Origin of the sequence: Pseudoxanthomonas sp. LjRoot127 (assembly GCF_964253495.1) — a bacterium.
In the GTDB taxonomy this organism is placed as follows: Bacteria; Pseudomonadota; Gammaproteobacteria; order Xanthomonadales; family Xanthomonadaceae; genus Pseudoxanthomonas_A.
Window position 1 is genome coordinate 87,870 of record NZ_CAXUQR020000001.1, and the last position, 24,268, is coordinate 112,137.

General features: G+C 67.9%; 20 protein-coding genes and 1 pseudogene. 10 read left to right on the top strand and 11 right to left on the bottom strand.

Annotated features, from left to right (window positions below; genetic code table 11):
* The first annotated feature begins 11 nt into the window (after positions 1-11).
* The 3 genes and pseudogenes from ACSQ19_RS00490 to ACSQ19_RS00500 all read left to right on the top strand — a co-directional run.
* On the top strand, positions 12-707 hold the full coding sequence (locus ACSQ19_RS00490) for a TetR/AcrR family transcriptional regulator (protein WP_296282696.1): 696 nt from the start codon (positions 12-14) through the stop codon (positions 705-707).
* 72 nt (positions 708-779) lie between these two features.
* Entirely contained in the window at positions 780-1,994 is a 1,215-nt protein-coding gene (locus ACSQ19_RS00495) for an NAD(P)/FAD-dependent oxidoreductase (RefSeq protein ID WP_435999217.1), read from the top strand.
* An 89-nt stretch (positions 1,995-2,083) separates the two neighbouring features.
* A pseudogene (locus ACSQ19_RS00500) lies at positions 2,084-2,263 on the top strand (hypothetical protein); the annotation flags it as partial.
* A gap of 5 nt (positions 2,264-2,268) precedes the next feature.
* Here ACSQ19_RS00500 and ACSQ19_RS00505 read toward each other — a convergent pair.
* The 7 genes from ACSQ19_RS00505 to ACSQ19_RS00535 all read right to left on the bottom strand — a co-directional run bounded on the left by ACSQ19_RS00505 (position 2,269) and on the right by ACSQ19_RS00535 (position 8,532).
* Positions 2,269-2,715, bottom strand: a complete 447-nt coding sequence (locus tag ACSQ19_RS00505) for a hypothetical protein (protein ID WP_299343108.1) — start codon at positions 2,713-2,715, stop codon at positions 2,269-2,271.
* Between the two features lie 2 nt (positions 2,716-2,717).
* Positions 2,718-2,921: a PspC domain-containing protein gene (locus ACSQ19_RS00510; protein ID WP_296282693.1), complete on the bottom strand. Its 204-nt coding sequence runs from the start codon at positions 2,919-2,921 to the stop codon at positions 2,718-2,720.
* A gap of 39 nt (positions 2,922-2,960) precedes the next feature.
* The gene (locus tag ACSQ19_RS00515; RefSeq protein WP_435999218.1) at positions 2,961-3,344 is read right to left on the bottom strand and encodes a DUF5329 domain-containing protein; all 384 of its coding nucleotides are present in this window, start codon (positions 3,342-3,344) and stop codon (positions 2,961-2,963) included.
* Positions 3,341-4,411, bottom strand: a complete 1,071-nt coding sequence (locus tag ACSQ19_RS00520; RefSeq protein ID WP_435999219.1) for a class III poly(R)-hydroxyalkanoic acid synthase subunit PhaC — start codon at positions 4,409-4,411, stop codon at positions 3,341-3,343. The genes ACSQ19_RS00515 and ACSQ19_RS00520 overlap by 4 nt, the downstream gene beginning before the upstream one ends.
* Positions 4,408-5,799, bottom strand: coding sequence for a class III poly(R)-hydroxyalkanoic acid synthase subunit PhaE (gene phaE, locus ACSQ19_RS00525; RefSeq protein ID WP_435999220.1), 1,392 nt, complete (start codon positions 5,797-5,799; stop codon positions 4,408-4,410). The genes ACSQ19_RS00520 and phaE overlap by 4 nt, the downstream gene beginning before the upstream one ends.
* 70 nt (positions 5,800-5,869) lie before the next feature.
* A complete protein-coding gene (locus ACSQ19_RS00530) occupies positions 5,870-6,484 on the bottom strand; it encodes a CDP-alcohol phosphatidyltransferase family protein (RefSeq protein ID WP_296282689.1) in 615 nt (204 codons plus the stop codon).
* A gap of 212 nt (positions 6,485-6,696) precedes the next feature.
* The gene (locus ACSQ19_RS00535) at positions 6,697-8,532 is read right to left on the bottom strand and encodes a 3-hydroxybutyrate oligomer hydrolase family protein (protein WP_435999221.1); all 1,836 of its coding nucleotides are present in this window, start codon (positions 8,530-8,532) and stop codon (positions 6,697-6,699) included.
* Positions 8,533-8,663: 131 nt separating this feature from the next.
* Here ACSQ19_RS00535 and ACSQ19_RS00540 point away from each other — a divergent pair, with 131 nt between their 5' ends.
* From ACSQ19_RS00540 to ACSQ19_RS00550, 3 genes are read left to right on the top strand one after another with little or no spacing between them, the layout of a single operon-like run.
* Positions 8,664-9,431 (top strand): 3-hydroxybutyrate dehydrogenase, encoded by a 768-nt coding sequence (locus ACSQ19_RS00540; RefSeq protein ID WP_296282687.1) that lies wholly within the window; start codon positions 8,664-8,666, stop codon positions 9,429-9,431.
* A gap of 10 nt (positions 9,432-9,441) precedes the next feature.
* Positions 9,442-9,897: a hypothetical protein gene (locus ACSQ19_RS00545; protein ID WP_435999223.1), complete on the top strand. Its 456-nt coding sequence runs from the start codon at positions 9,442-9,444 to the stop codon at positions 9,895-9,897.
* Between the two features lie 10 nt (positions 9,898-9,907).
* The gene (locus tag ACSQ19_RS00550; protein ID WP_093299330.1) at positions 9,908-10,573 is read left to right on the top strand and encodes a response regulator; all 666 of its coding nucleotides are present in this window, start codon (positions 9,908-9,910) and stop codon (positions 10,571-10,573) included.
* Between the two features lie 494 nt (positions 10,574-11,067).
* On the opposite strand, the gene ACSQ19_RS00555 is transcribed toward ACSQ19_RS00550, so the two are convergent.
* Together ACSQ19_RS00555 and ACSQ19_RS00560 are read right to left on the bottom strand one after the other, a co-directional pair.
* The gene (locus ACSQ19_RS00555) at positions 11,068-11,556 is read right to left on the bottom strand and encodes an NUDIX hydrolase (RefSeq protein WP_435999225.1); all 489 of its coding nucleotides are present in this window, start codon (positions 11,554-11,556) and stop codon (positions 11,068-11,070) included.
* 112 nt (positions 11,557-11,668) lie between these two features.
* Complete coding sequence (locus tag ACSQ19_RS00560) at positions 11,669-15,010, bottom strand: PAS-domain containing protein (RefSeq protein WP_435999227.1); 3,342 nt, start codon at positions 15,008-15,010, stop codon at positions 11,669-11,671.
* Positions 15,011-15,228: 218 nt separating this feature from the next.
* On the opposite strand from ACSQ19_RS00560, the gene ACSQ19_RS00565 reads away from it, so the two are divergent.
* Positions 15,229-15,573 carry a hypothetical protein gene (locus tag ACSQ19_RS00565; RefSeq protein ID WP_296282685.1) on the top strand — a complete coding sequence of 115 codons (345 nt, stop codon included), beginning with the start codon at positions 15,229-15,231 and terminating at the stop codon, positions 15,571-15,573.
* Between the two features lie 82 nt (positions 15,574-15,655).
* Here the strand turns inward: ACSQ19_RS00565 and ACSQ19_RS00570 are convergent, their stop codons facing one another.
* Positions 15,656-17,875 (bottom strand): TonB-dependent receptor, encoded by a 2,220-nt coding sequence (locus ACSQ19_RS00570; RefSeq protein WP_299343094.1) that lies wholly within the window; start codon positions 17,873-17,875, stop codon positions 15,656-15,658.
* A 170-nt stretch (positions 17,876-18,045) separates the two neighbouring features.
* On the opposite strand from ACSQ19_RS00570, the gene ACSQ19_RS00575 reads away from it, so the two are divergent.
* The 3 genes from ACSQ19_RS00575 to ACSQ19_RS00585 all read left to right on the top strand — a co-directional run bounded on the left by ACSQ19_RS00575 (position 18,046) and on the right by ACSQ19_RS00585 (position 22,905).
* Entirely contained in the window at positions 18,046-19,449 is a 1,404-nt protein-coding gene (locus tag ACSQ19_RS00575; protein ID WP_435999229.1) for a GntP family permease, read from the top strand.
* A 98-nt stretch (positions 19,450-19,547) separates the two neighbouring features.
* Entirely contained in the window at positions 19,548-21,416 is a 1,869-nt protein-coding gene (locus ACSQ19_RS00580; RefSeq protein ID WP_435999230.1) for a DUF1800 domain-containing protein, read from the top strand.
* Positions 21,417-21,423: 7 nt separating this feature from the next.
* On the top strand, positions 21,424-22,905 hold the full coding sequence (locus tag ACSQ19_RS00585; protein ID WP_435999231.1) for a DUF1501 domain-containing protein: 1,482 nt from the start codon (positions 21,424-21,426) through the stop codon (positions 22,903-22,905).
* 51 nt (positions 22,906-22,956) lie between these two features.
* Here ACSQ19_RS00585 and ACSQ19_RS00590 read toward each other — a convergent pair whose 3' ends face one another.
* Positions 22,957-24,099: an NAD-dependent epimerase/dehydratase family protein gene (locus ACSQ19_RS00590; protein WP_435999232.1), complete on the bottom strand. Its 1,143-nt coding sequence runs from the start codon at positions 24,097-24,099 to the stop codon at positions 22,957-22,959.
* Between the last annotated feature and the right edge of the window lie 169 nt (positions 24,100-24,268).

Here is a 24,268-nt window from a genome sequence, read left to right on the forward strand (position 1 = left end):
AGGAGTTCCACATGAGCACGCCTTCCGATTTCATGGAAAACGTTTTCAGCGACGCGCACATCCTCGGCGAGTCGCCGCTGCGACCGCGACCACACGTGGAGCTGTGCCGCCGCGGCGAGATCCGGGCGGAAAAATTCCTGGACGCCGCCACCGAGGTGTTCGCCGAGAAGGGCTACCAGCATGCTCGCCTGAGCGAGATCGTGGCGCGCGCCGGCGGATCGCTGGCCACGCTGTACCGCATCTTCGGCGACAAGGAGGGACTGGCCTGCGCCATCCTCGAGCGCCGCATGGACCTGCACATCCACGTCCTCAGCGACCTCAATCTCACCGAGCTATCGCCCGAGCAGGCGCTGCGCCGGGTGGCGATCCGGATGGCGCAGTTGATGGCCGGGCGGGATTCGCAGGTGGTGTACCGCATCGTCATCGGCGAGGGACAGTCGTTCCCCGCGTTGCGCGACTGGTTCTTCGACCACGTGGTCGCATCGATCCGGCAGACGCTGGAAGACTATTTCGCCCAGCAGGTCGCGGCCGGCCGGCTGCAGTTGCCCTCGCCGAAAGCAGCCGCGGCGCAGTTCTACATGAGCCTGTTCGGCGACCAAGTGGTCAGGCTGGCGGCGGGCAGCACCCACATGCCCGACGTCGACACGCTGGAAGCACAGGCGCTGGCCTCGGTCGACCTGTTCCTGCAGGGTGCGTTGCCACGCTGAGGGCGCCGCCCTTCACCTGTCCCTGTCGCGCCGCCTGCCAGCATCGCCGTATCGTGACGGTGCGGGGCAAGCATGGACCTGAAAAGCGGTTATCCCTTCTGGGCGGTCAGCAACGGGCTGATGCAGGCGTTTCCGCGCCTGGAGGCTGACCACCGCTGCGACGTGGTGGTGCTGGGCGGGGGCATCACCGGCGCACTGATCGCCGACGAACTGGCCACGCATGGCTTCGAGGTCGCAGTCCTCGAGCAACGCGACATCGGCTGGGGCAGCACGTCGGCCAGCACGGCGCTGCTGCAGTATGAGATCGACACCCATCTGGTCGATCTGGCGAAGCGTCACGGCGAGGCCGATGCCGCCCTCGCCTATCGCGCCTGTTCCGACGCGATCGACCAGTTGCACGGCGTCGCGTCGGCCTGGCGCGACGTGGGCTTCGCGCGCAACGCGAGCCTGTACTACGCCAGCCGACACCGCGACGTGCACGACCTCGAGGAAGAGCACGCCGCTCGGCGGCGGCACGGTCTGGATGTCGAACTGCTCACCGCCGGACGCGTGCGGGACGATTATGGCTTCGACGCCCCCGCGGCGCTGCTCAGCCGCCAGGGGGCGCGAGTCGATCCGTACCGACTGACCCATCGCCTGCTCCAGCGCCTGCAGAAGCAGGGAGCGTCGGTATTCGACCGCACGCGTGTCGTCGAGATCGACACGACGGCGCGCGGCGTCGTGTTGCGTACCGAAGGCGGGGTTACCGTGCGCGCCTCGCATCTCGTGGTCGCGGCGGGATATGCCAGCCAGCACTGGCTGAAGAAGTCGGTGGCACGCAACCGCAGCAGCTATGCCGTCATCAGCGACCCGCTGTCCGAGGAAGCCCTCGGGTTCCTGTCCGACACGCTGTTGTGGGAAACCGCGCGCCCGTATCTCTACGCGCGCAGCACGTCCGATCGCCGCCTGCTGATAGGCGGCGAAGACGACGCTGTCGACATTCCCGCCAAGCGCGATGCGCGGGTCGAAAAGAAGGCACGGACGCTGCTGAAACGGCTGCACGACCTGTTCCCTGCGCTGGAAATCACGCCGGCGTTCTCGTGGGCGGGCACCTTCGCGGAAACCGAAGACGGCCTGCCCTTCTTCGGCCCGCACGCGCAGTGGGGGCCGCGGGTGCATTTCGCGATGGCCTACGGCGGCAACGGCATCACCTACAGCATGCTGGGGGCTGGACTGCTGCGTGCGCTCATCGAGCGACGCCGGCATCCCCTGTGGCCCCTGTTCTCGTTCGAGCGACTGAAGCGCTGACGCTGCGCCACGTCGCATTGACGCCCACGTCATGCCTCCATCACGCGCATCGGAGCAGGCTGGCGGCACGTCCCGACTGGAGTACGGCCATGCCCCGTGGCGACAAATCCGCATATACCGAAAAACAGAAGCGCCGGGCCGAACACATCGAGGAGTCCGAGCGCGAGCAAGGGCGATCGAAGGAAGAGGCGGAGCGCATCGCCTGGGCCACGGTCAACAAGCAGGATGGCGGCGGCAAGAAGTCGGGTTCGGGACGCGCGAAGGCGCAATGACGCTACGGTGAGCCGGACGGCCACCATCCCTTGCCGGTCAGCGCGTAACGGTCCGCTGCCCGCTCGAAAGGATTGCGCACGCTGACGCCGCCGCAGAGCAGGTAGACCGGCAGGAACAGCGGTCCCAGCACCATGTACTGGTAGACATGCGCGCGTTCATGGTCCCCGAGGCGGATGCGAGGATGCTGGGCATGGCCAGCGCGGTGCTCATAAGTGATGCACTCGGATTCCAGCGTGTCGCCGGTGTGCAGGATGACGTTGCCGAAGGTGATGGCGCCGCCCGGTCCCCACGGCCAGTGGTGGAAGACCAAGGCGAAGTCCCTGCGACTCCACTCGACGCGCGCACCGAACGGCAGACCCGCGATCCCGGCCAACGCGCCGATCACGGTATTGGGCACGGCCCAGACCACGCCTAGCGCATATCCGAGCCACCGGCCCACCCGCGCCATGCTCAATCCTGTTCGTTCGGCATCAACAACCACAGGATCAGATAGACGAGGATGCCGGGAAACGCCGCCGACGCGATGGAGACGATCACGAACAGCACCCGCAGCAGCGTGGCACTCCATCCGTAGCGATGGGCGATACCGCCCATCACGCCCGCGATCATGCGGTCGTTCAGCGACCTGGCAAACGGCTTGGATGCGGTATTCATCGCCAACTCCCCACGGTTGTCCGTGGCCAGTCTAGCGCGTCAGCGCGCCGGCGCGGCTGAACCGCGCAGCGCGTCCAGCTTCGCCTTGAACCAGGTGGCGGCCGGCTGCGCCGGTTGTCCCGGACAACGCACCTGGTAGGCGCGTCCACTGATGCTGCTCTTGCTGGCTGCGCGCTCGATGAACTGCTCGGCGGTATCGGCCAGGTCGCGCTTCAGCAGGTAGTCGTACTTGCGCTGCAGATGCTTGCGCGCCTCGTCTCGCCCGTGCCACGTGCCGTTGCGCTGGAACTCGCAGGACGACGCCGACAACGCGTCCATCAACCCCTGGATCTCGCGCTTCGCCGCTGCGGAGGGCGCGGCATGTGCTGCGATCGGGAACAGCAGAGCCAGCAGGACGACGAAACGTCGCGTCGACGTCTTCATCGTGCGCGCTGGCCCAGCCAATGGTGGATGGCCGCAGGCACTTCGCGCTGGGCGCGGCTGGAGACATAAATGCCGATATGGCCACCCTTGAAGCTCAGTTCGGTGTAGTCGGCCGTGCCCACCACGTCCTTCAGCGCACGCGAGGCATCCGGCGGGACCAGGTGGTCCTGTTCGGCATAGATGTTCAGCACCGGCATGTCGACGAAGCCGAGGTCGACCGCTTCACCGCCGATCTGGATGCCGCCCTTGATGAAACCGTTGCGCTGGTAGAACTGGGTGATGAACTGCTTGAACGCCTCGCCCGCCAGGTCCGGCGAGTCGAAGATCCACTTCTCCATCCGCAGGAAATCCTCGATCGCACGCTTGTCGTCGAGGATGTCGACCAGGCCCACGTACTTCTGCAGGTTCAGCCGGAACGGCTTCAGCATCAGGTAGCAGGCGTTCATCATGTCGGCGGGCACGTTGCCCAGCGCTTCGACGAACAGGTCCACGTCCAGTTCGCGCGTCCAGTGCGACAGCATGTTGTCCGGCGTGTGGAAGTCCACCGGCGTGACCATCGTGATCAGGTTCTTGACCTTCTCCGGCTGCAGCGAGGCATAGCACAGCGAGAACGCCCCGCCCTGGCAGATGCCCAGCACGTTGACCGCATCGCGGCCGCTGCTGTCGCGCAGATGATCGACCGCGCCGTCGATGAAACGGTTGATGTAGTCGTCGAGCTCGAGGAAGCGGTCGGACCGGTCCGGGTAGCCCCAGTCGATGACGTAGACGTCCTCGCCCTGCGCCAGCAGGCCCTTCACCAGTGAGCGGTCGTGCTGCAGGTCGACCATGTACGGCCGGTTGACCAGCGCGTAGACGATCAGCAGCGGCACCTTCGCCGTCGGCGCCTTCTCGCCGACGAAGCGGTACAGCACCACCTTGCCGTCGCGCCATACCTCCTGTTTCGGAGTGGCGCCGTAGTGGACATCGTCCACCTCCGGCAGCGTATGCAGGCCGGCGGACAGTTTCTGCGCCAGCGTGGTGGCTTCCTGCGCCAGGGCCTCGGCGCTGAAGTTGAGCGGTCCATTCATTTGCCCTTACCCCGCTTCGTCTTGCTGGGCGCGCCCGCCGTAGCGCCGCGCGTCGCATTGCGCGCCACCCAGTCCTTCATCGATACGACCGACGTGGGCGTGGTGGCTGCCGCAATGGTCTTCTTCGTTGATTTCGCCGTGGGCTTCCGGGCTTTCGCCTCGCCGACCCCCGTCTTCGCCCTGGCGGGCTTGTGCTCGGCGGCAGTGGAGGCGCGCGCGGGCGCACGCTTGGCAGGGGCCGGAGCCGCTGCGGCCACCCCCCTGACGGCACGCTTCTTCGGCGCGGCCTTCTTCGCTGCCACGCGCGTCCCGGGCGACGCCTTCGGCGAAGGAGCCGACGTGCGTCGTGCGGCAGGACGTTTTTTCGCGGCCTTCGGCTTGGCAGCGGCCCGCGCTGACGGCGCCGCGTCGGGCGAGCGGGTTTCCACCGGCGCGGGCGCGGGCGCGGGTGCGGGCTGCGCGGGCGCGCGGCGGACAGGTGCGGAGGCCGCCCGTGTCAGCTTGCGCAATGCGCGTTCGAGCTCAACGATCTTGCGATGGGCCGAATCGACCTCGGTCCGCGTCGGCATGCCGAACTGCGTGCAGACCTGCTCGACTTCCCGCTGCACGCCGAGCCGCAGTCGGGCCTGCGCATTCGCCAATCCACCGTAGGCATGGCGGAAATCGTCGGACATCGCCACCTGCGCGTAGGCCTCTTCCGCGGCGTCGATCCACAGGTCGAACAGGGCTCGCGCATTCTGCAGCTGGCGGCCGGGCTCGGCGTGCTCCTCCAGCTTGCGTTCGAAGCGCGCGAAAGCGTCCTGCGCCACCTGCAGCATCAGCTGGTCGTACTCGCCGACCTGGCGCTGGTAATCCTGATAGGCCTGCGCCAGCTGCTGCCAGCGTTCCTGATGCTCGCGCGACAGGCCGAACGTCGGCAGGTGCATCCAGCGATCACCGTCCCGCTGGAGGTTCTCCAGCCACGGGCGCATCTGCTGCATCCACCCGTCGAGGCCGTGCGCGCCGCCCTGCATGCTGCGGAAGATGTCGGAGAACGGATTCTGGGCCGGTGCGGGATCGGCCATGCCGAGCGCGGAGCGCCAGGCGCGGCCGATGTCGCTGGCGTCATGGTCGCGGCCGGTGAACTGGGCCGCGACCTGCTGCATCTGCCCGAACCACTGGCCGGCCTGCCGCTGGAAGCGGCCTACGGCCTCGTCCACCTGCGCCTGCCCGCCCGGCACCAGCTTGGACCACCAGTCGACCGTCTGCTGCCAGCCCGAATTTGCGCCGGGCATGGACATCGCAGGCGCCGTCGCGCCAGCCTGTCGCAGGGCGTCGCCCCATAGGCTCCAGTACTGCTTGGCCACCGATTCGAAATCGCCCGGCCACGGTGGAACGGAATTTGCCATGTGCCCTCCCTTCCCGGCCGATTCTAGCCGCGGCCGGCGGCGCGTGCATGACGCGCCCTCACCTCACGGCTCAAGGCTTGGGGATGCGCAGCGTCTTGCTGATCATCAGCGTGCCGGAGACGGCGTACAGCAGCACCAGCGGGTGCAACAGCCATGGACCCAGCTTCACCGCACCGAGCCACAACGCCGGACCGACATGACCCAGGTACGCGGCGACGGCCAGCACGATGACCAATGCCAGGCTGGTGGGAATGGGCGTGCCCTCGAAGAACTTCACCTTGTCGCCCCCATCGGCCAACGTTTCGGCGGTGACGTTGTAGCGTGCCAGCCGGCTGACGCCGCAGGCGACGAAGTACGACAGCACCAGCCAGTCCCAGCCGCCCTGCATGCCGCAGGCGTAGGCCAGCGCGGCGGGCGCGACCCCGAAGGAGATGACGTCGGCCAGCGAGTCGAGCTCGCGCCCCAGCACCGAAGCCTGCTTGCGCCAGCGCGCCACCCTCCCATCGAGTGCGTCGAAGATGAAGGCCAACGGGATGAGCGCCATGCCGATCATCAGGTCGCGAAGGATGCCCTCCTGCAGGAAGCGCATGGAAGCGAACACCGCACCGGTGCCGCAGAAGGCGTTGCCCAGCGTGAACCAGTCGGCCAGCTGGAAGTCGCGGATCATCGAGAAGTGTCGGGACATGGCGGCACGCGTGACCAGGAACGGCCTACAGGGTAAGCCGAACCGGGTGAAGACGTTGCCGCATCCCCTCGCCCCGTTTACGGCGAGAGGGTGCCGAAGGCGGGTGAGGGGCGAACGAAGACCAGATGCTTACACGCTCGCGGACTCGCCGCGCCCTGCCCCTCATCCGCCCTCCGGGCACCTTCTCCCCGCAGGCGGGGAGAAGGATTCTTTCAACGCGGAATTGCGAACTGGCTCGCCTCGACGCTGCCAGCACCGCGCGGCCTGGCGTTGATCAGCGCGTTGGCCGGCAGTTCGCGGCTGCCGTCCAGGGTGGCACTGACCTGGTCCAGTGCCGCGTAGACATAGGGCAGCAGCGGTACGTAGCGCGCGCCGTACGCGGGCAATGCAAGGAATCCGTCGAAGTGCTGCGCGTTGCGCACCTGCCAATAACGCACGTCGGGATTGGCGGCACGCGCGGCCTGCACGTACGGCGCACTGGAGAACGCCGGCGGCACCAGTCCATCGTCCAGCCCATGGATCACCACCACCGGCCGCCGCGTGCGCGGGAAGCGCGCGGCGGTCTGCGCGATGCCGGCCTGCACGCGGCGCGCATCGTCGCTGCTGCCGGTCTGCAGTGCACGCAAGCACTGCAGGCCCGGCAGGGTGAAGTCCGGCGGCGCCAGTTTCGTGTCCACGATGCCCACCCCCGCCCCCGGCGGAATGCCGCTGCCATCCGACCACCACGCGGCACGTTCGGCGGCGCTCGCCGCGCGTGCGCTGAAGTCCGGGTTCTGCGCGGAGAACGCATGCCCGCACGGATGCTCGCCGACGCCGTAGCGACCATAGGCCGAGGCGTAGGTGACGGCGACCGCACGCCACAGGTCGAAGCCCACGCTCAGTGCGCCCGCCACCAGGGCTTCATCGGTCCAGCCATTCGCCTTCAATTGCGCACGTGCGGAGGCAGCCTGCGCCTTGACGTCCGCACCGGTCACCAGACCGGCCGCCTTCAAGGTGGCGCACCGCGCCGTCCACAGCGGCTCGACCTGCGCGCGCAGCGGCGGCTGCGGCAGCGATTCCGCCGGCAGGTCCAGCATTGCGCACGGCATCAGCAGCGCGGCTTCGGTGGTGTAGTCGTACAGCGAACGCGCACCCGGCGCATCGGCTGCCAGGATGTTCGGTTCGCCGGCGACCACGGCATCCAGCCAGCCGCCTTCTTCCTCGCTAGCGCGCAGCACGGCACCGCCGCCATTGGAGATACCCACCGCGATGACGCGCGTGTTGTCGAAACGGAATGGCGCCGCCTGCGGGAACGCCTGGTCCAGCGCGGCCAGCGCGAACTCGGCGGCCTGCTTCACGTGGCGGCCCCAGTCGGCCTCCGGATTGTCCTTGGAGTGCGCGTGCTTGACCGCGACACCGCTGGCACCGACCGGCGCATCCGGCGTGAACGCCAGTGTGCCGTCGCCCAGCGCGCCGATCGTCCCGTCTTCGCGCGCCCCGCGCTGCTCGGTCAGGTCGAAGTAGTCCGTGCCCGCACCTTTGTCGGTGTAGGCGATCGCGCACCCTTTCGGCAGTCCCCATGGGGCAGCGACCGCGATGGCACCGTAGACACCGCGGGAGCCCGACGACGCGGTGACCACTACGCAGCGCTTGGTCGCATCGAAATTGTCCGGCACCTGCACCAGCACGCGGTGCGGCTGCTTCGCGCCAGCGACCGTCGCCAGCGCGGAATACTCGCGTCCGGGCACGCTGGCCACGCTGCCGTAGGCCTGGCCATAGGCGCCGGTGAGCGACAGATCGGCGATGCCGCGCCAGTTCGCCCAGATCGCCCGACGACGCAGTTCGGCCGACGTCGGGTGCGCCGGATCGGCGAACGCGGGCGCGGCCATCGCGCGCAGGCCGTCGAGTCCCAGGCCCGCGGTGAGCAGGTCGTCGCTGCCGCGGTGTTCGGTAACGCGCTGGGGCTGGATCATGTGGGCGACGGCCTCGGGCTTGGGCGGCGCGGTGCTGCAGGCGGCCAGGGCCGCGCCGAGCATCAGGCCGCAGGAAATGCGCGTCTTCGCGTTCATGCGTGGAAAGCGTCCAGGGTTCCGGTCAGTGCCATGAAACTACCCTTCGGGGGAAGCGCCGTCATCGTACTTTGGTACCACGAACGGATCCTGCGTGCCTGCTACCCTAACCGCAGCACGCAGGAGCCCCCATGCAGAAGACCCACACCCTCCTCATCACCGGCGCGGCCAGCGGTATCGGCGCCGGCATCGCGGCCCAGCTTGCCGAAGCGGGCCGCCACGTCATCGTCAGCGACCTCAACCTGGCGGCCGCCGAGACGGTCGCGGCGCAAATCCGCGCCGACGGTGGTTCGGCAGAAGCCGTCGCGCTGGACGTCACCTCCCAGGACAGCATCGATGCCGCGCTCGCGGCGGTCTCGCGCCCCATCGACGTGCTGGTCAACAACGCCGGCCTGCAGCATGTGTCGCCGCTGGAGGACTTCCCCATCGAAAAGTGGGACTTCCTCGTGCAGGTGATGCTGGTCGGCGTGGCCCGCCTGACCCGCGCCGTGCTGCCGGGCATGCGCGAACGCGGCTTCGGCCGCATCGTCAACATCGGCAGCATCCATGCGCTGGTCGCCAGCCCGTACAAGAGCGCCTACGTGGCCGCCAAGCACGGCCTGGTCGGTTTCTCCAAGGTGCTCGCGCTGGAAACCGCCGACACCGACATCACCATCAACACCGTCTGCCCCAGCTACGTGAAGACGCCGCTGGTGGACAAGCAGATCGCCGACCAGGCGCGCACGCGCGGCATCTCCGAGGCCGACGTGGTCAGCCAGGTGATGCTGAAGCCGATGCCAAAGGGTGTCTTCATCGGCCTGGACGAACTGGCCGGCATCACCGCCTTCCTCACCTCACCGGCCGCGCGCAACATCACCGGACAGACGATCGTGGTGGATGGCGGCTGGACCGTGCAGTGAGCATCGGACATTGAAGATCCGCGTCCCGTCGAGAACATGCAGCCTGCTTGCGATCATCGTGCTCGCAGCCTGTAGCGAATCGACGCCGGAACATCCGCTTCGCATCGAGCTCGGACGTCTGTCCGGCTCTCAGGCCAAAGCCTGCGGCTGGGTCGCCGCAGGAGGGGAAACAGACGCAGGTTGGGCCTGTGCCCAAGCGGCCGATGCCGCCGGGCAAGCGTTCTGGTTTGCAATCCAGGGACGCGGCGTCGACTCCGAGGTGTGGGACGCGATTGGACGCGACGCGCACGGCATGCGTTACCACCTGCAATACGACTCCAATCCCTATGGCGAAGCGTCGCTGATGCCTCGCTACTTCCGCGACACCTGCCTTGGGGCGTTCCGCCTGAGGAAAGACGAGAGCACCCGACTCGGGTGTTCAAGGGCAAGGATCGAGACTCGCCAGATGCAGGCACCCGCCCAATGACTTACGCAGAATGCCCAACCTCCTGATCGCCGACGACCACCCGCTGTTCCGCGCCGCGCTGCGTGGTGCGGCCGCTGATGCCGTGGCGCAGTTGTCGGTGCGCGAAGCGGAGTCGCTGGACGGCGTCATCGCCACGCTGGAAGCGCACGACGACATCGACCTGGTGCTGCTCGACCTGCACATGCCCGGCAACCACGGCCTGGCCGGGCTGGCGGCGATCCGTGCACAGTTTCCCGCGGTCGCCGTCGTGGTGGTGTCCGCCAACGACGATCCGCGCGTGGTCCGTCGTGCGCTGGACCATGGCGCCGCGGGCTATCTGCCAAAGAGCTCGGGCCTGGACGAGCTGCGTGATGCCATCCGCAGCGTGCTCGCCTGCGAGCAGTGGCTGCCGGCCTCGCTGCGCGGCGCCGTGGCGCGTGCGCAATCGTCCGAACACGACACCGAACTGGCCGGTCGCCTGGCCAGCCTGTCGCCGCAGCAGTTCCGCGTGCTGACGCTGGTGGCACAGGGCCTGCTGAACAAGCAGATCGCCGACCGCCTCGATGTGCAGGAGCGCACCGTCAAGGCGCATCTCTCCGCGATCTTCGACCGCCTCGGTGTGCGCAACCGTACGCAGGCGGGCGTGGTGCTGCGCGAACTGGAACTGGCCGATCCGGCACGACAGATCGAAGGCTGAGGTTCCACGCCGTTTCCAAGGACGGCGCGATGACGTGGAACCAAGCGTGGATCACCGCTGATGTGCGGTGATCATAAATTCGCCACACACCTTGACAGCGTTGTGCCGCAACGCGTGCCAACGCTTATCCACATGTTGGTCGACAGACCATCCACATGCGGTGTGGACAACCCGGAAACCCGACCGTCACGCACTGGTCAAAATTTCGCCACACGCCTTGACAGGCTTGCGGCGCAAGGCGGCCGCGCGGTTATCCACATGCTTTCCCAACGCCGATCCACACAGCGTGTGGACAAGCGTGATCGTGGAACATGCGGCCGTTCCCTGTAGGAGCGACGTGAGTCGCGACCGTCGACCTTGGTCTCCGTTGTTCCGTGGATGACACGGACGAGGAGAAATATATGCCGTAGGAATCAGCGCTCATCCAAGGTGCAGTGCCCCCTCTGCCTTCCGGTCGCGACTCACGTCGCTCCTACAGGGTCGAGCAGCGCCGCTCAGATCCGCGAGTAGTCCCACGAGACCATGCGGCCCTCGTGGTACGGCATGACGCCGTGGAAGCCACGCGGATCGTCGTCGAACACCAGCGGCAGGAAGTGGCGGTCGCCGTCCCACAGCGGCAGCTCCATGAGCTTCTCCACCGGCACCCATTCCAGCGTGCCTTCCGGATTGCGTTCGAACGGCGTGCCGCTGTAGCGCGTGATGAGGAAGACGAAGCCCAGCCAGTCCTCGCCGAGCTTGCCGAAGCCCGGCCAGCTGATCGTGCCACGCAGCGTCATCGCGTCGCAGTCGATGCCCGCCTCCTCATGGATCTCGCGGCGCATGCCGGCCACCACGTCCTCATCCCGCTCGATCTTCCCGCCCAGCCCGTTGTACTTGCCCAGGTGCTGGTCATCCGGGCGCGCGTTGCGATGGATCAGCAGCACCTGCGAACGATCGGGCGAAAGAACGTAGCCGAGGGTGGCGACGATGGGGGTGTATGGCATGCGCGAACTCCGGAATCCAGGCGCGCATTCTAGCGTTCGCGGTTGTGGGAGCGACGTAAGTCGCGATGACGAACCAGAAGTGCGGACAGTCTCCGCACGTAACCATCGCGACTTACGTCGCTCCCACATCAGAGACCCGTGCGGCCAGCAGCCGGTCCAGCACCGACTTCAACGCCAGCGGCCGCACCGGCTTGGCCAGCAGCGGCAGGTCGGCATCGCGCACCGCGCGGCGGACGGCATCGGTCTGGTCGGCGGTGAGGATCAGGCACGGACGAGCACCGTGCGTGGCGCGCAGACGTTCGGCCAGCGCCACGCCGGTGTCGCCGTCATCTAGATGGAAGTCGAACAACCACAGGTCCGCCGAACGCTCACGCAGCGCCATCTCCGCGCCTGCGCTTCCACCCGCGCTGGCCACGCTGCAGCCCCACCCTTCCAGCACCTGCTGCAGCGCGGACAACGCCGCCGGATCGTTGTCGACGGCCAGCACGTGGCGACCGGCGAGGCCCGGCTTGCCCACGGCCACCGGCGCAGGTGCGGGCGTCGCCACCCGCACCAGGTCCACCGCGAACACGGCACCCTGCCCCAGCCGGCTCCGCAACGACAACGGCGCCTCCAGCAGCGCGGCGATGCGGTCGGCGATCGACAGACCCAGTCCGAGTCCCTGCCCGGGGACATCCTCGCCGCGACGGAATTCCTCGAAGATCCGCCGCTGCTCCGCTTCGGCGATGCCGGGGCCGGTGTCCCATACTTCGACGCGCAGCCGGTCGCCATGGCGACGCACGCCCAGCAGCACGCCGCCACGCACCGTGTAGCGCACGGCATTGGCCAGGAAGTTCTGCAGGATGCGCCGCAGCAGCTGCGGATCGGTGTGCACCCACGCACGCGTGGGCACGATGTCGAACGACAGCCCGCGTTCGTTCGCCAGCACGCGGAACTCGGACGCCAGCGGTTCCAGCACCTCCATCAGCGGGAAGTCGCGCGGCTCCGGCAGCAGGCCGCCCGCTTCGAGGCGCGACATGTCCAGCAGGCCGGTCAGCAGGTCCGTGGTGGAATCCAGCGCGCCGCGTACCTGCAGCGCCGTGTCGCGCTGGCGCGCCTCCGGCAGCTGCTGCGACAGCGCGTCGGTGAACAACTGCGCCGCGTGCAGCGGTTGCAACAGATCGTGGCCGATCGCGGTCAGGAAGCGGCTCTTCGCATCGTTCGCATGCTCGGCCTCGCGCTTGGCGCTCTCGAGCAGTGCGGTGCGTTCGGCGACGCGCTGCTCCAGCGTTTCGTTCGCCTGCTTGAGCTGGCGTTCGGCCTGGCGCGACGCGGTCACGTCGGTGTAGGTGGCGACGAATCCGCCGCCCGGCATCGGATTGCCGCGGATCTCGACGATGCTGCCATCGGGGAACACGCGCTCGGTGAGGTGCGCCGTGCCGGCGCGCATGAAGGCCAACCTGCGCTCCAGCGCGCGTTCGTCCTGGCCGCGCTGCGGCATGCGCGCCAGCGCCCAGCGCGTCAGCTCGGCGATCGGTCGGCCGACCTGCAGCATCTCCGCCGGAAATCCGAACATCTCCCGGTAGCGCCGGTTCCAAGCCACCAGCCGCTGCTCGCGGTCGATCACGCTGATGCCCTGGCTCATGTTCTGCAGCGCCGCTTCCAGCACCTGCTGGTTGAAGCGCAGGTCCTGCGAGACCTCGCCGACGATCGCCGCCACGGTATCGAGGTCGCCGCTCTCGCGGCGCGCGGCATCCAGCAGCAGGCGGGCCGACGCGGAACCGAGCACCGCGGACAACTCGCGCTCCAGGCGCGCTTCGATCACGCCGGGCACGGGGCCGGTGCGCGGTGCGTCGGCCAGCAATTCCTCGACCCGTTCGCGCGGCAGGAACCGGCGACCCGCATCGCGCAAGGTCTTGCTGTCGAAACCTCGACTGTCGGCGCGGCGCGGCGCGTTGCCGCGCCAGCCCATCACCAGCAACGTCACCGCCGTGCCGCAGAACAGGCTGACGCCGACCGCGCGCCCCAGGCGGCTCCACCCGGTCAGGCCGAAGAAGCCATCGGGCGACAGCCCCGCGATGCCGAAGGGTCCTTCCTGCAACCACGCCGGCGACAGTCCGCGCGCATCCATCGTCACCGGCAACAGCAACAGCCAGGCCCAGACCAAGAAACCGACCACGATGCCGGCGATCACCGCGCGCGGTGGCGTCTGCGGGCGCCAGATCGCGAAACCCAGGGCGGGGGCGAGCGTGGCCAGCGCGGAGAACGACACCGCGCCCACGTCGGCCAGCGCATCGTTGCCGGCGACCAACCGACTGTAGGCCCACGCCAACAGCATCACCGCGACGATGCCGATGCGCCGCTGCGCCAGCACCGCACCGCGCAGGTCGCCGCCGGTGCCGCGCAACCAGCCACCGCGCAGCAGGCCCGGCGCCAGCCAGTGATTGCCGATCATCAGGCTCAGCGTCAGCGTGCTGACCACCACCATGCCGGTGGCCGCGCTCAGACCGCCGAGGAAAGCCAGCAGCGCGAGGCCCTGGTGCCCCTGCGACAGCGGCAGCGCCAGTACGTAGAGATCGGAAGGCACGGCATCGCCGAACATCGCGCCACCGGCGCGCGCCAGCGGCAACAGCGGCGCCGCCATTAGCACCATGTACAGCGGGAACAGCCAGCGCGCCGTGCGCACATGCCGCTCATCGCGGCATTCGACCACGCCCACGTGCACCTGGTGCGGCAGGGTGAACATCGCCAGCACGCCGAGCGCGACCAATGGCAGGAAGCCGTAGGTGGTCGACGGCGGGGCCTGCACGGGTGGCACGTCAGGCAATTCCGGCAGGCCCCACCAGACGAACACGCCCAGCGCCAGCATCGCCGCCAGCTTGAACAGCGATTCGAACGCCATCGCCAACACGAGGCCGCGGTTGTGCTCAACCGCGCTGGCGCGCCGCGTGCCGAACAGCATCGCGAACACCGCCATCGCCAGCGCCACGTACAGCGCGCTGTCCTGCCAGGCCGGCAGCGCATCGTTGCCGGGCGAACGCGTCAGCAGCGCGAAGCTCATCGCCACCGCCTTCAACTGCAACGCGATGTAGGGAATCAGGCCCAGCGCCGCGACCAGGGTGATGGTGGCCGCCAGCCAGCCGTCCTTGCCCAGCCGCGTGGCGATCAGGTCGGCCAGCGAGGTCGCGTTGGATTCGCGCGCCATGCGCACCAGCCGCACCAGCAGGAACGCACCGAACACATACAGCAGGATGGTGCCGACAAAGGTGGGCGGCAGCGGCCAGCCGTAACGCGCGGCCTGCGTCACTGTGCCGAAGAACGTCCACGAGGTGCAGTACACCGCGAGCGACAACGCGTAGATGTAGGGCCACTGTACCGCGAGCACGCGCGGATGGTGTTCGGCATACAGCGCCGAGCCGAACAGCACGCCCAGCCAGAGCAGCCCCGCCAGCACCACGATGCCGATGCTCAGCATGCTTCCTCGAATGGTCCTCTCCGCCCAGCCACGATCTTACCGCGCCGACGATCGGCACTGTCCCCTGCCCGTTTCCGTGGCCGATGCCTGCGCAGGGCCTCGTTCTTCCTCATGACGAAGCCGCTCGGAACGCTCCTTCCGAGGGGATTGCCGCCACGCGGCTCCGTCATCGCCGGGCCCAAGGGGGTGCCCACACGGAGTCGAAAAAGGAGATCGCCATGCACAACCCCATGTTCCTGCGCTTCGCCGCGCTGTCCCTCGTGCTGCTTGCCGCATCCGCGCCCGCCTGGGCAACGCGCACCAGTACAGCGCTCGGCATCTGCATATCGCGTGGCCCGGACTGCAGCATTGCCAACAAGGGCGACAACTACGAGATCTGCGTCAACAATACCGACGGCAAGCAGTGCGTCAGTTGCCCCAACCTGGCCCAGGACAAGCAGGAGTGCTCGGTCGCCAGGACCGACAAGGGAACCCCGGCTCCGACCACCGGTGTGGCGGGCCTGCTGGCTGAGGAGTACCCGGCGTCGCCGCGCAAGCCCGAACGCCCCGCCCGCAAACCCTGAGGCGCGCCCGCCTTCCGCGCACCCGCCCACGAACGACGACGCGGCGCTGCATGCACAGCGCCGCGTCGCCTGGGGCTACGCGTCAGAAGTCGTAGCGCGCGGTCAGGCTGTACTGGCGCGGCGGACCGTAGAAGCCGGTCAGCACGCCATAGGCGGCGATGTTGTAACCGGTGGTGCGGTACTCCTCGTCCGCCAGGTTGGTGCCCTGCAGCGACAGGCTCCACGCGTCGTCGAGCTTCCAGATCACGCCCGCGTTGACCAGGCCGTAGCCCTCCTGCCGGATCAGCGGGCTCAGGTCGGTGGTCGGCCACACTTCAGACTGGTACGAGTAGCCCACGCGCGCGGACAGGTTGCCGCCGTTGGCCAGGTCGGTGCGGTACTCCACGTTGAGCGCGCCGGAGAATTCCGGTGCATTGGTGAAGCGCTGGCTGTCGGCCACGTTTACGCCGCTGGTGATGAACTCGTCGTACTTCGCGTCCAGCCAGGCCAGGTTGCCGCTGATCAGCCAGTTGGCCGTCGGCAGGAACTGGTACTCCACTTCCACGCCGTTCACGGTGCCCTTGCCGGCATTGGTGAAGTCGCCGAAGAAGCTCTGCGAGCCGTTCGGCAGCGTGTACGAGGTGAACACCGACAGCTGGATGTCCTCGTACTTGTTGTGGAACGCCGACAGGTTCAGGAACACGCGCTGGTCGAGGAACGACATCTTGCTGCCGATCTCGAAGCTGTCGACCGATTCGTCGTCGAACGGCTCGCCAGAGCGCGGCACCGCCGTGGTGTTGGCGCGGATGTTGTAGCCGCCCGACTTGAAACCGCGCGAGGCCAGGCCGTAGACCATGATGTCGGGGGTGACCTGGTAGTCCAGCGAGACCTTCGGCGAGACGTTCTTGAAGTTGACCGTCTTGTCGAAGTTCGCCGCCGTGCCCCACGACGTTTCGTACTGGTTGTTGGTGTAGAAGCGGTTCAGCGCGACGGCATGCTTGTCTTCGTCCGTGTAGCGCGCGCCCACGTCCAGCTTCAGGCGGTCGGTCAGGTCGAAGGTCCAGTCGGCGTACAGCGCGATGCTCTTGGTGTTGACCACGCCCTGGGTGTCGCCGAACAGCGGATTGGTCAGGCCGGTGGCCAGCAGCGGGTTCCAGAAATAGTTCAGCACCTGGCCACCGGCGTCGCCATTGAACCAGTACAGGCCCATGACGCCACGGGCACGGCCGCCGCCATCGTAGTTCGCCTGCAGTTCCTGGCTGACCTGGCTGTCGCTGTAGAACGCGCGCACGTCCACCAGCGGCAACGGCGTGGTGTCGAAGTCGATGTTGGTCTCGGTGTCGGATTCGCGCTTGGCGGCGACGTACTTGAACGCCCAGTTGTCGCTCGGCCGCCAGTTGGCGGTGACCGAGGCGCCCTTCATCTCGGTGTCGTTGATGTTCTTCATGCCGCTGCGGATGTCGTAGCGGTCGCTGGTCGGCGGATAGGCCGGGGCCAGCGGGTTCGGGGCCAGCATCTTCGCACCGCGCACACCGGACTGGTCGTCCATGTAGTCGAAGGCGAACTGCACGTCGAAATCGTCCTGCGAGTACGCGCCCAGCTGCATGCGGACCGCGTTGATCTCCTTGTCGCTGACCTCCTGGCCGGTGTACGTGTTCTCACCGAAGCCGTCGCGGTTCATGCTCGCCACCGAGACGCGGCCGCGCAGGCCGCTGTCCTTGCCGCCGATCTCGCCGCCCAGCGCCGCCTTCACGTCCAGCTGGTTGTAGTTGCCCACCGTGACCGAGGCGAAGCCGGTGGTCTCCTGCGGCAGGCCGCGCGAGATGTACTTGATCGCACCGCCGATGGTGTTCTTGCCGTACAGCGTGCCCTGCGGTCCGCGCAGCACTTCGATGCGCTCCACGTCGAACACGTCCAGCAGCGCACCCTGCGGGCGGGCGATGTAGACGTCGTCCAGGTAGATGCCCACGCCCGGGTCCACGCCCCACAGCGGATCGGCCTGGCCCACGCCGCGGATATAGGCGGTCACGGTGCTGGTGGAGCCGCGCGCCGCGTACACGGTCAGGTTCGGCACCTGTGCATCGAGGTCACCAAGGTCCTTGATGTTGAGCTTGTCCAGCGTCTCCGGCGTGAACGCGGTGACCGCGACCGGCACGTCCTGCAGGGTCTCCTCGCGCTTGCGCGCGGTGACCTTGACCGAATCGAGCGTGGTGGCGTTGGTGGCTGGCGTGCCGGCGGCCGGCGCGGCGTCCTGCGCCCATGCCACAGGCACGGACGACAACAGGACACAGCCGATGGCCAGGCTCAGGTGCTTGCGCTTCATGGGTCTCCCCCTCCCGGGTATGACGTTGGCGGCGGGCGGGTGCCGCCGATTGAAGCGAACACTAGGGGGTGGCCCGCGCGGAGGGCATCGTACCTTCGTACAGTGGGACGGCCGGCACGGCCCTGCGGATACTCGCCGCACTGCAACCGGCGCTGGCCGAGGAGTGTTGGATGTCGTTCCTGATCGTGCTGGCCGCGCTGTGTTTCCTGATGTTCGTGGCCTACCGCGGCTACAGCGTCATCCTGTTCGCGCCGATCGCGGCGTTGGGCGCGGTGCTGCTCACCGATCCGTCACTGGTCGCGCCGATGTTCACCGGTCTGTTCATGGACAAGATGGTCGGCTTCCTGAAGCTGTACTTCCCCGTGTTCCTGCTGGGTGCGGTGTTCGGCAAGCTGATCGAGATCTCCGGCTTCTCCAAGGCGATCGTGAAAGCGACCATCAAGGTGGTCGGCGCGCAGCGCGCGATGCTGTCCATCGTGCTGGTGTGCGCGCTGCTGACCTACGGCGGCGTGTCGCTGTTCGTGGTGGTGTTCGCGGTGTATCCGTTCGCGGCGGAACTGTTCCGCCAGAGCGACATCCCCAAGCGGCTGGTGCCGGGCACCATCGCGCTGGGCGCCTTCACCTTCACCATGGATGCACTGCCGGGCACGCCGCAGATCCAGAACATCATCCCCACCTCGTTCTTCGGCACCACCGGCTGGGCCGCGCCGGTGCTGGGTACCATCGGTGGCATCTTCATCCTGATCGTCGGCATGACGTACCTGGAATGGCGGCGTCGCGTGGCCGCGCGCAACGGGGAGGGCTATGCCGGCAGCGAAGAGCTGCGCAACGAACCCGAACCCTTCAGGGGCGATCGCCTGGCGCATCCGCTGATCGCGATCCTGCCGCTGCTGCTGGTGGGCGTGGCGAACTTCCTGTTCACCCGCTGGATCCCGGGCTTCTACGGCGACAGCCAGTCCTTCATCCCGGCGGTGATCGGCAATCCCGCACCGGTGGTGCAGGAGGTCTCGAAGGTCGCCGCGATCTGGGCCGTGCAGGGCGCGTTGCTGGTCGGCATCGTCTCGGTGATCGCGTTCGCGTGGAAGCCGGTGTTCGCCAGCTTCGCCGAAGGCACCAAGAGCGCCATCGGCGGCGCGTTGCTGGCCTCGATGAACACCGCCTCGGAATACGGCTTCGGCGCCGTCATCGCTGCCCTGCCCGGCTTCCTGGTGGTGGCCAACGCGCTGCAGGCCATTCCCAATCCGCTGGTCAACGAAGCGATCTCCGTCACCGCGCTGGCCGGCATCACCGGTTCGGCCTCGGGCGGCATGAGCATCGCGCTGGCGGCCATGGCGGACAGCTTCATCGCCAACGCGAACGCGGCCGGCATCCCGATGGAGGTGCTGCATCGCGTGGCGTCGATGGCCTCCGGCGGCATGGACACCCTGCCCCACAATGGTGCGGTGATCACCCTGCTGGCTGTTACCGGCCTCAGCCACCGGCAGTCGTACAAGGACATCTTCGCCATCACGCTGATCAAGACCACGGCGGTGTTCGTGATCATCGGCGTGTTTTACGCCACGGGCTGGGTCTGAGGCCACCCATGGCGTGACCGGCCTGTGCGCGCGGTCCCAAACGGGGCATCGCGCTTGCACAATACTTCCCGCATTCCGGGGAAGGCAGGGAAATCCGCATGGCGTACTACACCGTCCCGTGGCGTCGGCTCGCCGCGCGTGGCCCACTCCGGCGCACGGCCGTCGGCGCACGCGCTCGGCGCGACGCCGGCCCCGAACGACCGCCGGTGGCGACCGCCGACATCGGCACGCAGGTCCGTCAGCGCCTGAATCGCCTGTACGGCTGGAAAGGCGGCGAGCGCGCCAGTCCCAAGGACACCACGCCCGCACCGGACGCCATGGCCGTGCCGACCGGTGGCCGCGTGATGATGGGACAGTCGAATCCCCGGCTGCTGACCCTGGCTCGCCCGCCGTTCGCCGTGCAGGCACTCAACAACCTGAGCTACGGCGCCACCGCCACCACGGTCGCCGAGTTCAATGCGCTGGGCAGCAGCGACCGCCAGCGCCTGGCCAACTATGTCGACTGGCAGCTCAACTGGGATGCGATTGACGACAGCGCGGTCACCACTCGCCTCACCGCCGGCGGCTACACCACGCTCAACAAGTCGCTCGCCCAGCTGTGGGCCGACCACGTGGTGCCGGACCCGGAATACAACATCCGCATGCGCCCCGCCAACGAGGTGCAGCGTGCCGCCTTCGTTCGCGCGGTGTACTCGCGCCGCCAGCTGCGCGAAGTGCTGGTGAACTTCTGGCACGACCACTTCAACGTGCTGGGCACCGATTTCAGCGTGGGACCCGTGTTCGTGCATTACGACCGCGACGTGATCCGCGCCAACGCCAAGGGCAACTTCCGCACGATGCTGGAAGGCGTGGCCCAGAGCACGGCGATGCTGTATTACCTGGACAACATCAGCAATTCGCGCTCGGGCCCGAACGAGAACTTCGCCCGCGAGCTGCTGGAGCTGCACACCTTCGGGGCCGAGAACTACCTGGGCTTCATGGATCCGTTCCAGGTGCCGCCCTGCCCCGAGGATCCGGCGTACCCGATCGGTTACACCGACATCGACGTGTACGAAACCTCCGCCGCGTTCACCGGCTGGTCGGCGAAGAACGGGCACTGGCAGTTCCCCACCGAGAACGACGGCACGTTCGTCTATCGGCAGTCATGGCACGACGCCGGGCCGAAGTTCCTGCTCGGCATGCTGATCTATCCCGAACAACCGGCGCTCAAGGACGGCCGCGATGTACTGGACCGCCTGGCCAGCCATCCGCGCGTGGCCAAGTTCATCTGCAAGAAGCTGATCCGCCGCTTCATCAGCGACACGCCGAAGCAGGCGTTGATCGACAGCGCGGCGGCGATCTTCCGCGCCAACTGGCGCGCCCCGAACCAGATCGAACTGGTGCTGCGGCACATCCTGAATTCCGACGATTTCATCAACAGCTTCGGCCAGAAGAACCGCCGCCCGTTCGACTGCGCCGTGGCCGCGATGCGCACGCTGGGCGGCGACTGGACGCTCAGGCTGGACCATGGCCGCAGCGGCGACTTCATGTGGCTCTATGGGTTCACCGGCCACACCCCGTACAACTGGCCGGCGCCGAACGGGTATCCCGATGCCGGCCTGGCGTGGTCGGGTTCCAACTCTTACGCCATGACCTGGCGCCTGCTGGGCTGGCTGACCGAAACCAAGGACGGCGAGGTGCCGCTGCACCCGATCGTCGACACGACGCGCGCGAACGTGCCCGTCGCCAACTGGACCGCGAATACCCTGGTCACCTGGTGGTGCACGCGCCTGCTGGGCTACCAGCCGGAGGCCGCGCGCAAGCAGGCATTGGTGGCGTTCATGGCCCAGAACGGCGATCCCAACACCTACGTCATCACCGACACCAACACGTGGCAGGGCAGCGACCTGAAGCGGCACTACAACCACGAGCGCCTGCGCAGCCTGGTGGCGCTGATCCTGATGACTCCCGAATTCATGAGCCGCTGAGGCGACGATGACCGATTTCCGACTGACCCGACGCGAGTTCGTCAAAGGCTGCGGCGCGGCCGCCATCGTCGGCACCACCGGCGCCAGCCTGATGTTCGCCGACCCCGTCGATGCCGCCGTCAACAGCTACGACACCGTCGTGCACCTGTTCCTGCGGGGCGGCATCGATGGCCTGAACCTGGTCGTCCCGATCGACGGCGTGGACCGCGGCTTCTACGAGGAAGCGCGCCCCAGCCTGAAGATCGAGACCAGTGGCGCGTACGGTGCATTGCCGCTGACGCTGTCCGGCGGCGCCGGTACCGGCTTCGGCCTGCACCCGTCCGCCACCGGCCTGCGCGACCTGTGGAACGACGGCAGGATGGCCATCGTGCATGCCTGCGGCATGGCGACGACGGTAACGCGCAGCCACTTCGACGCGCAGCTGTACATCGACCTGGGCACGCCCGGGAAGTACGGTTCGCCGACCGGCTGGATGACGCGCGCCTGGGAAACGCGACCCAACGGTACCGGCACCCTGCCGGCGCTCGGGGTCAGCGGCACGCAGCCCGCCGGCCTGATGGGCGCGATCGATGCGCTGACCATGAGCAGCCCGTCCGACTTCTCGCTCAACACCACCGCGTGGAGCTGGCAGCGTACGCGCAGCGATTCGCCCAGCGGCCTGCGCGGCGTCAGCGAGACCGTGGCTTCGCTGTGGAACGGCCAGACCGGCATGGAGGTCAACGGCCGCCGCGCGGACGGCGCGCTGCGCCTGATCGGGCAGCAGGGCTACGCCAGCCTGCCGGCCAGCTGGCCGACCGGCAATTTCGCGCAACAGTTGTGGACCATCGCGCAGACCATCCGCTTCAACCTGGGCCTGCGCTACGCCACGCTGGACCTGGGCGGCTGGGACACGCACGAGGGTCAGGGCACCGCGGGCAGTGGCTATCACTACTACCAGAACAAGATCGCCGAACTGTCGCAGGCGCTGGCCGCGTTCTATGCCGAACTCAACGGCACCGGCGAGATGGCGCGGGTGACGGTGGTGGTGCAGTCGGAATTCGGCCGTCGCGTGCGGGCGAACGCCAACGGCGGTACCGATCATGGCTACGGCAATCCGATGCTGGTGCTGGGTGGCCCGGTCAACGGGCGCCGCTTCTACGGCAGCTGGCCCGGGCTGAATCCGGAAACCCTCTCGCCTACCTTCGGCGACGTGCCGGTGACCACCGACTACCGCCGCGTGATGTCGGAGATCCTCATCCGCCGCATGGGCAACGCCAACCTCAGCCAGGTGTTCCCCGGCTATACGGGCTACGCGCCGCTGGGCCTCATGCAGGGCACGGACATCGCGCCGAAATTCGACGAGGCAGCGACCGCTGCATCGATTCCATCGCTGATGGCGACGGGCACGGGAACGCCGGCATCCGCCGACAGCGTGTCCAGCGAGCGCGTCGTGCCGGACTGGCAGCGTCGCGGCCCGGTGGACCGCACGCTGGTGCGTCGGGAGCGATAGGGACTCGCGGTATAAGGCGCGGTCGCGGTCGCGCCCGCGCGCGGGGATGCCTCAGCCCTTGCGCGCGTGCCACGCCTTAAGCAGTTCGGCTTCCTTCTCGCGCGTGATGCCCGCGCCCAACTTGGCCTGACGCTCGGCCGGCAGGCTGCGGAACCACGCCAGCAGGTCTTCCACCGTGGTGGCGAGCGGACGGAACGTGAGCCCCGCGGTGATCGCACGCTGGTTGCTGACCGCGCCGTAGCCCGCGTACGGGTTGTCCTTCGACGGCACCCAGATCGGCAGGCCGACCTGCTGCTCGTCGAGGAACGCCGGCGGCACGTGGGTGAGCGTCATGCCGCCGCCGGTGACGGCCTGGCAGCCGTACAGCATGGCGTCCATCGACAGCGAATAGTCCGGCCCGCAGGCGTTGAAGGTGCCCAGCGTGCGCGTCTCCGCAAGCCGAATCATCCATTCGCCCAGGTCGCGGCCGTCGATGATCTGGATGGGGTCCTGGCCATCGCCGGGCACCAGGATCTCCCCTCCCTGCGCCACGCGGTGCGGCCAGTAGGTGAAGCGATCGGTCTCGTCGCGCGGGCCGACGATGTAACCGGGCCGCACGATGGTGACGTTCTTGCCGAACTGCTTGTGCGCTTCGGCTTCGCTCAGCGCCTTCAGCGGACCATAGAGGTTCTCGATGTCGGCGCGCAGCGTCTGCTGCGTTTCGGCCATCGCATCCTTGCCCTTGTACTGCGCCAGCGGCGAGGCCTCGTTGATGCCGGGCTTGCTGCCGTCGGCGTACACCGAGATGGTGGAGATGAAGAGGTAGTGGCCCACGTTGCCCTTCAGCACCTGGCCCGCATCGCGCACCCAGAACGGCAGGCTGGTGGGGTTGTCGATGCACACGTCCCACTTGCGGCCCTTCAGCGCGGCGAGGTCGCCGGTGTTGCGGTCGCCGTGCAGCTGCTCGACGGTCGACGGCCATTCCGGCGACGGGCGCTTGCCGCGGTTGAACAGCGTGACCTTATGGCCGCGCTTGAGCGCGTATTCGACCTGGAACGGCCCGGTGAAGCCGGTGCCGCCGAGGATCAGGATGTTGAGCGGCTTGGCCGCCTTGCCCACCGGCTTGGTCTCGCTGGCGGCGGAGGCGAACGACGGCAGCGCGGCGGCGGCGGCGGCCAGCGCGCCCAGCTTGAACAGGTCACGACGGGTGGTCATGCGGTGCTCCCCAGCGGTGTCAGGAAACCGACTAGATAGCACCGCCCCGGTCGGCAAACCCCTGCCGGAAGTCGTTGTGACTTCCTGTAAACCATCGGTATGGGAAAGCCAACGGCGGTCGCCCGCGTCCGGAACACAGGTGCGGTGACCAGCGTCCAACCCGTGCAGG

Bases quoted from the DNA above. Each gene is read 5' to 3' on its own strand.
- ACSQ19_RS00490 (WP_296282696.1), top strand. From the start codon at position 12: ATGAGCACGCCTTCCGATTTCATGGAAAACGTTTTCAGCGACGCGCAC.
- ACSQ19_RS00495 (WP_435999217.1), top strand. From the start codon at position 780: ATGGACCTGAAAAGCGGTTATCCCTTCTGGGCGGTCAGCAACGGGCTG.
- ACSQ19_RS00505 (WP_299343108.1), bottom strand. From the start codon at position 2,715: ATGGCGCGGGTGGGCCGGTGGCTCGGATATGCGCTAGGCGTGGTCTGG.
- ACSQ19_RS00510 (WP_296282693.1), bottom strand. From the start codon at position 2,921: ATGAATACCGCATCCAAGCCGTTTGCCAGGTCGCTGAACGACCGCATG.
- ACSQ19_RS00515 (WP_435999218.1), bottom strand. From the start codon at position 3,344: ATGAAGACGTCGACGCGACGTTTCGTCGTCCTGCTGGCTCTGCTGTTC.
- ACSQ19_RS00520 (WP_435999219.1), bottom strand. From the start codon at position 4,411: ATGAATGGACCGCTCAACTTCAGCGCCGAGGCCCTGGCGCAGGAAGCC.
- phaE (WP_435999220.1), bottom strand. From the start codon at position 5,799: ATGGCAAATTCCGTTCCACCGTGGCCGGGCGATTTCGAATCGGTGGCC.
- ACSQ19_RS00530 (WP_296282689.1), bottom strand. From the start codon at position 6,484: ATGTCCCGACACTTCTCGATGATCCGCGACTTCCAGCTGGCCGACTGG.
- ACSQ19_RS00535 (WP_435999221.1), bottom strand. From the start codon at position 8,532: ATGAACGCGAAGACGCGCATTTCCTGCGGCCTGATGCTCGGCGCGGCC.
- ACSQ19_RS00540 (WP_296282687.1), top strand. From the start codon at position 8,664: ATGCAGAAGACCCACACCCTCCTCATCACCGGCGCGGCCAGCGGTATC.
- ACSQ19_RS00550 (WP_093299330.1), top strand. From the start codon at position 9,908: ATGCCCAACCTCCTGATCGCCGACGACCACCCGCTGTTCCGCGCCGCG.
- ACSQ19_RS00555 (WP_435999225.1), bottom strand. From the start codon at position 11,556: ATGCCATACACCCCCATCGTCGCCACCCTCGGCTACGTTCTTTCGCCC.
- ACSQ19_RS00560 (WP_435999227.1), bottom strand. From the start codon at position 15,010: ATGCTGAGCATCGGCATCGTGGTGCTGGCGGGGCTGCTCTGGCTGGGC.
- ACSQ19_RS00565 (WP_296282685.1), top strand. From the start codon at position 15,229: ATGCACAACCCCATGTTCCTGCGCTTCGCCGCGCTGTCCCTCGTGCTG.
- ACSQ19_RS00570 (WP_299343094.1), bottom strand. From the start codon at position 17,875: ATGAAGCGCAAGCACCTGAGCCTGGCCATCGGCTGTGTCCTGTTGTCG.
- ACSQ19_RS00575 (WP_435999229.1), top strand. From the start codon at position 18,046: ATGTCGTTCCTGATCGTGCTGGCCGCGCTGTGTTTCCTGATGTTCGTG.
- ACSQ19_RS00580 (WP_435999230.1), top strand. From the start codon at position 19,548: ATGGCGTACTACACCGTCCCGTGGCGTCGGCTCGCCGCGCGTGGCCCA.
- ACSQ19_RS00585 (WP_435999231.1), top strand. From the start codon at position 21,424: ATGACCGATTTCCGACTGACCCGACGCGAGTTCGTCAAAGGCTGCGGC.
- ACSQ19_RS00590 (WP_435999232.1), bottom strand. From the start codon at position 24,099: ATGACCACCCGTCGTGACCTGTTCAAGCTGGGCGCGCTGGCCGCCGCC.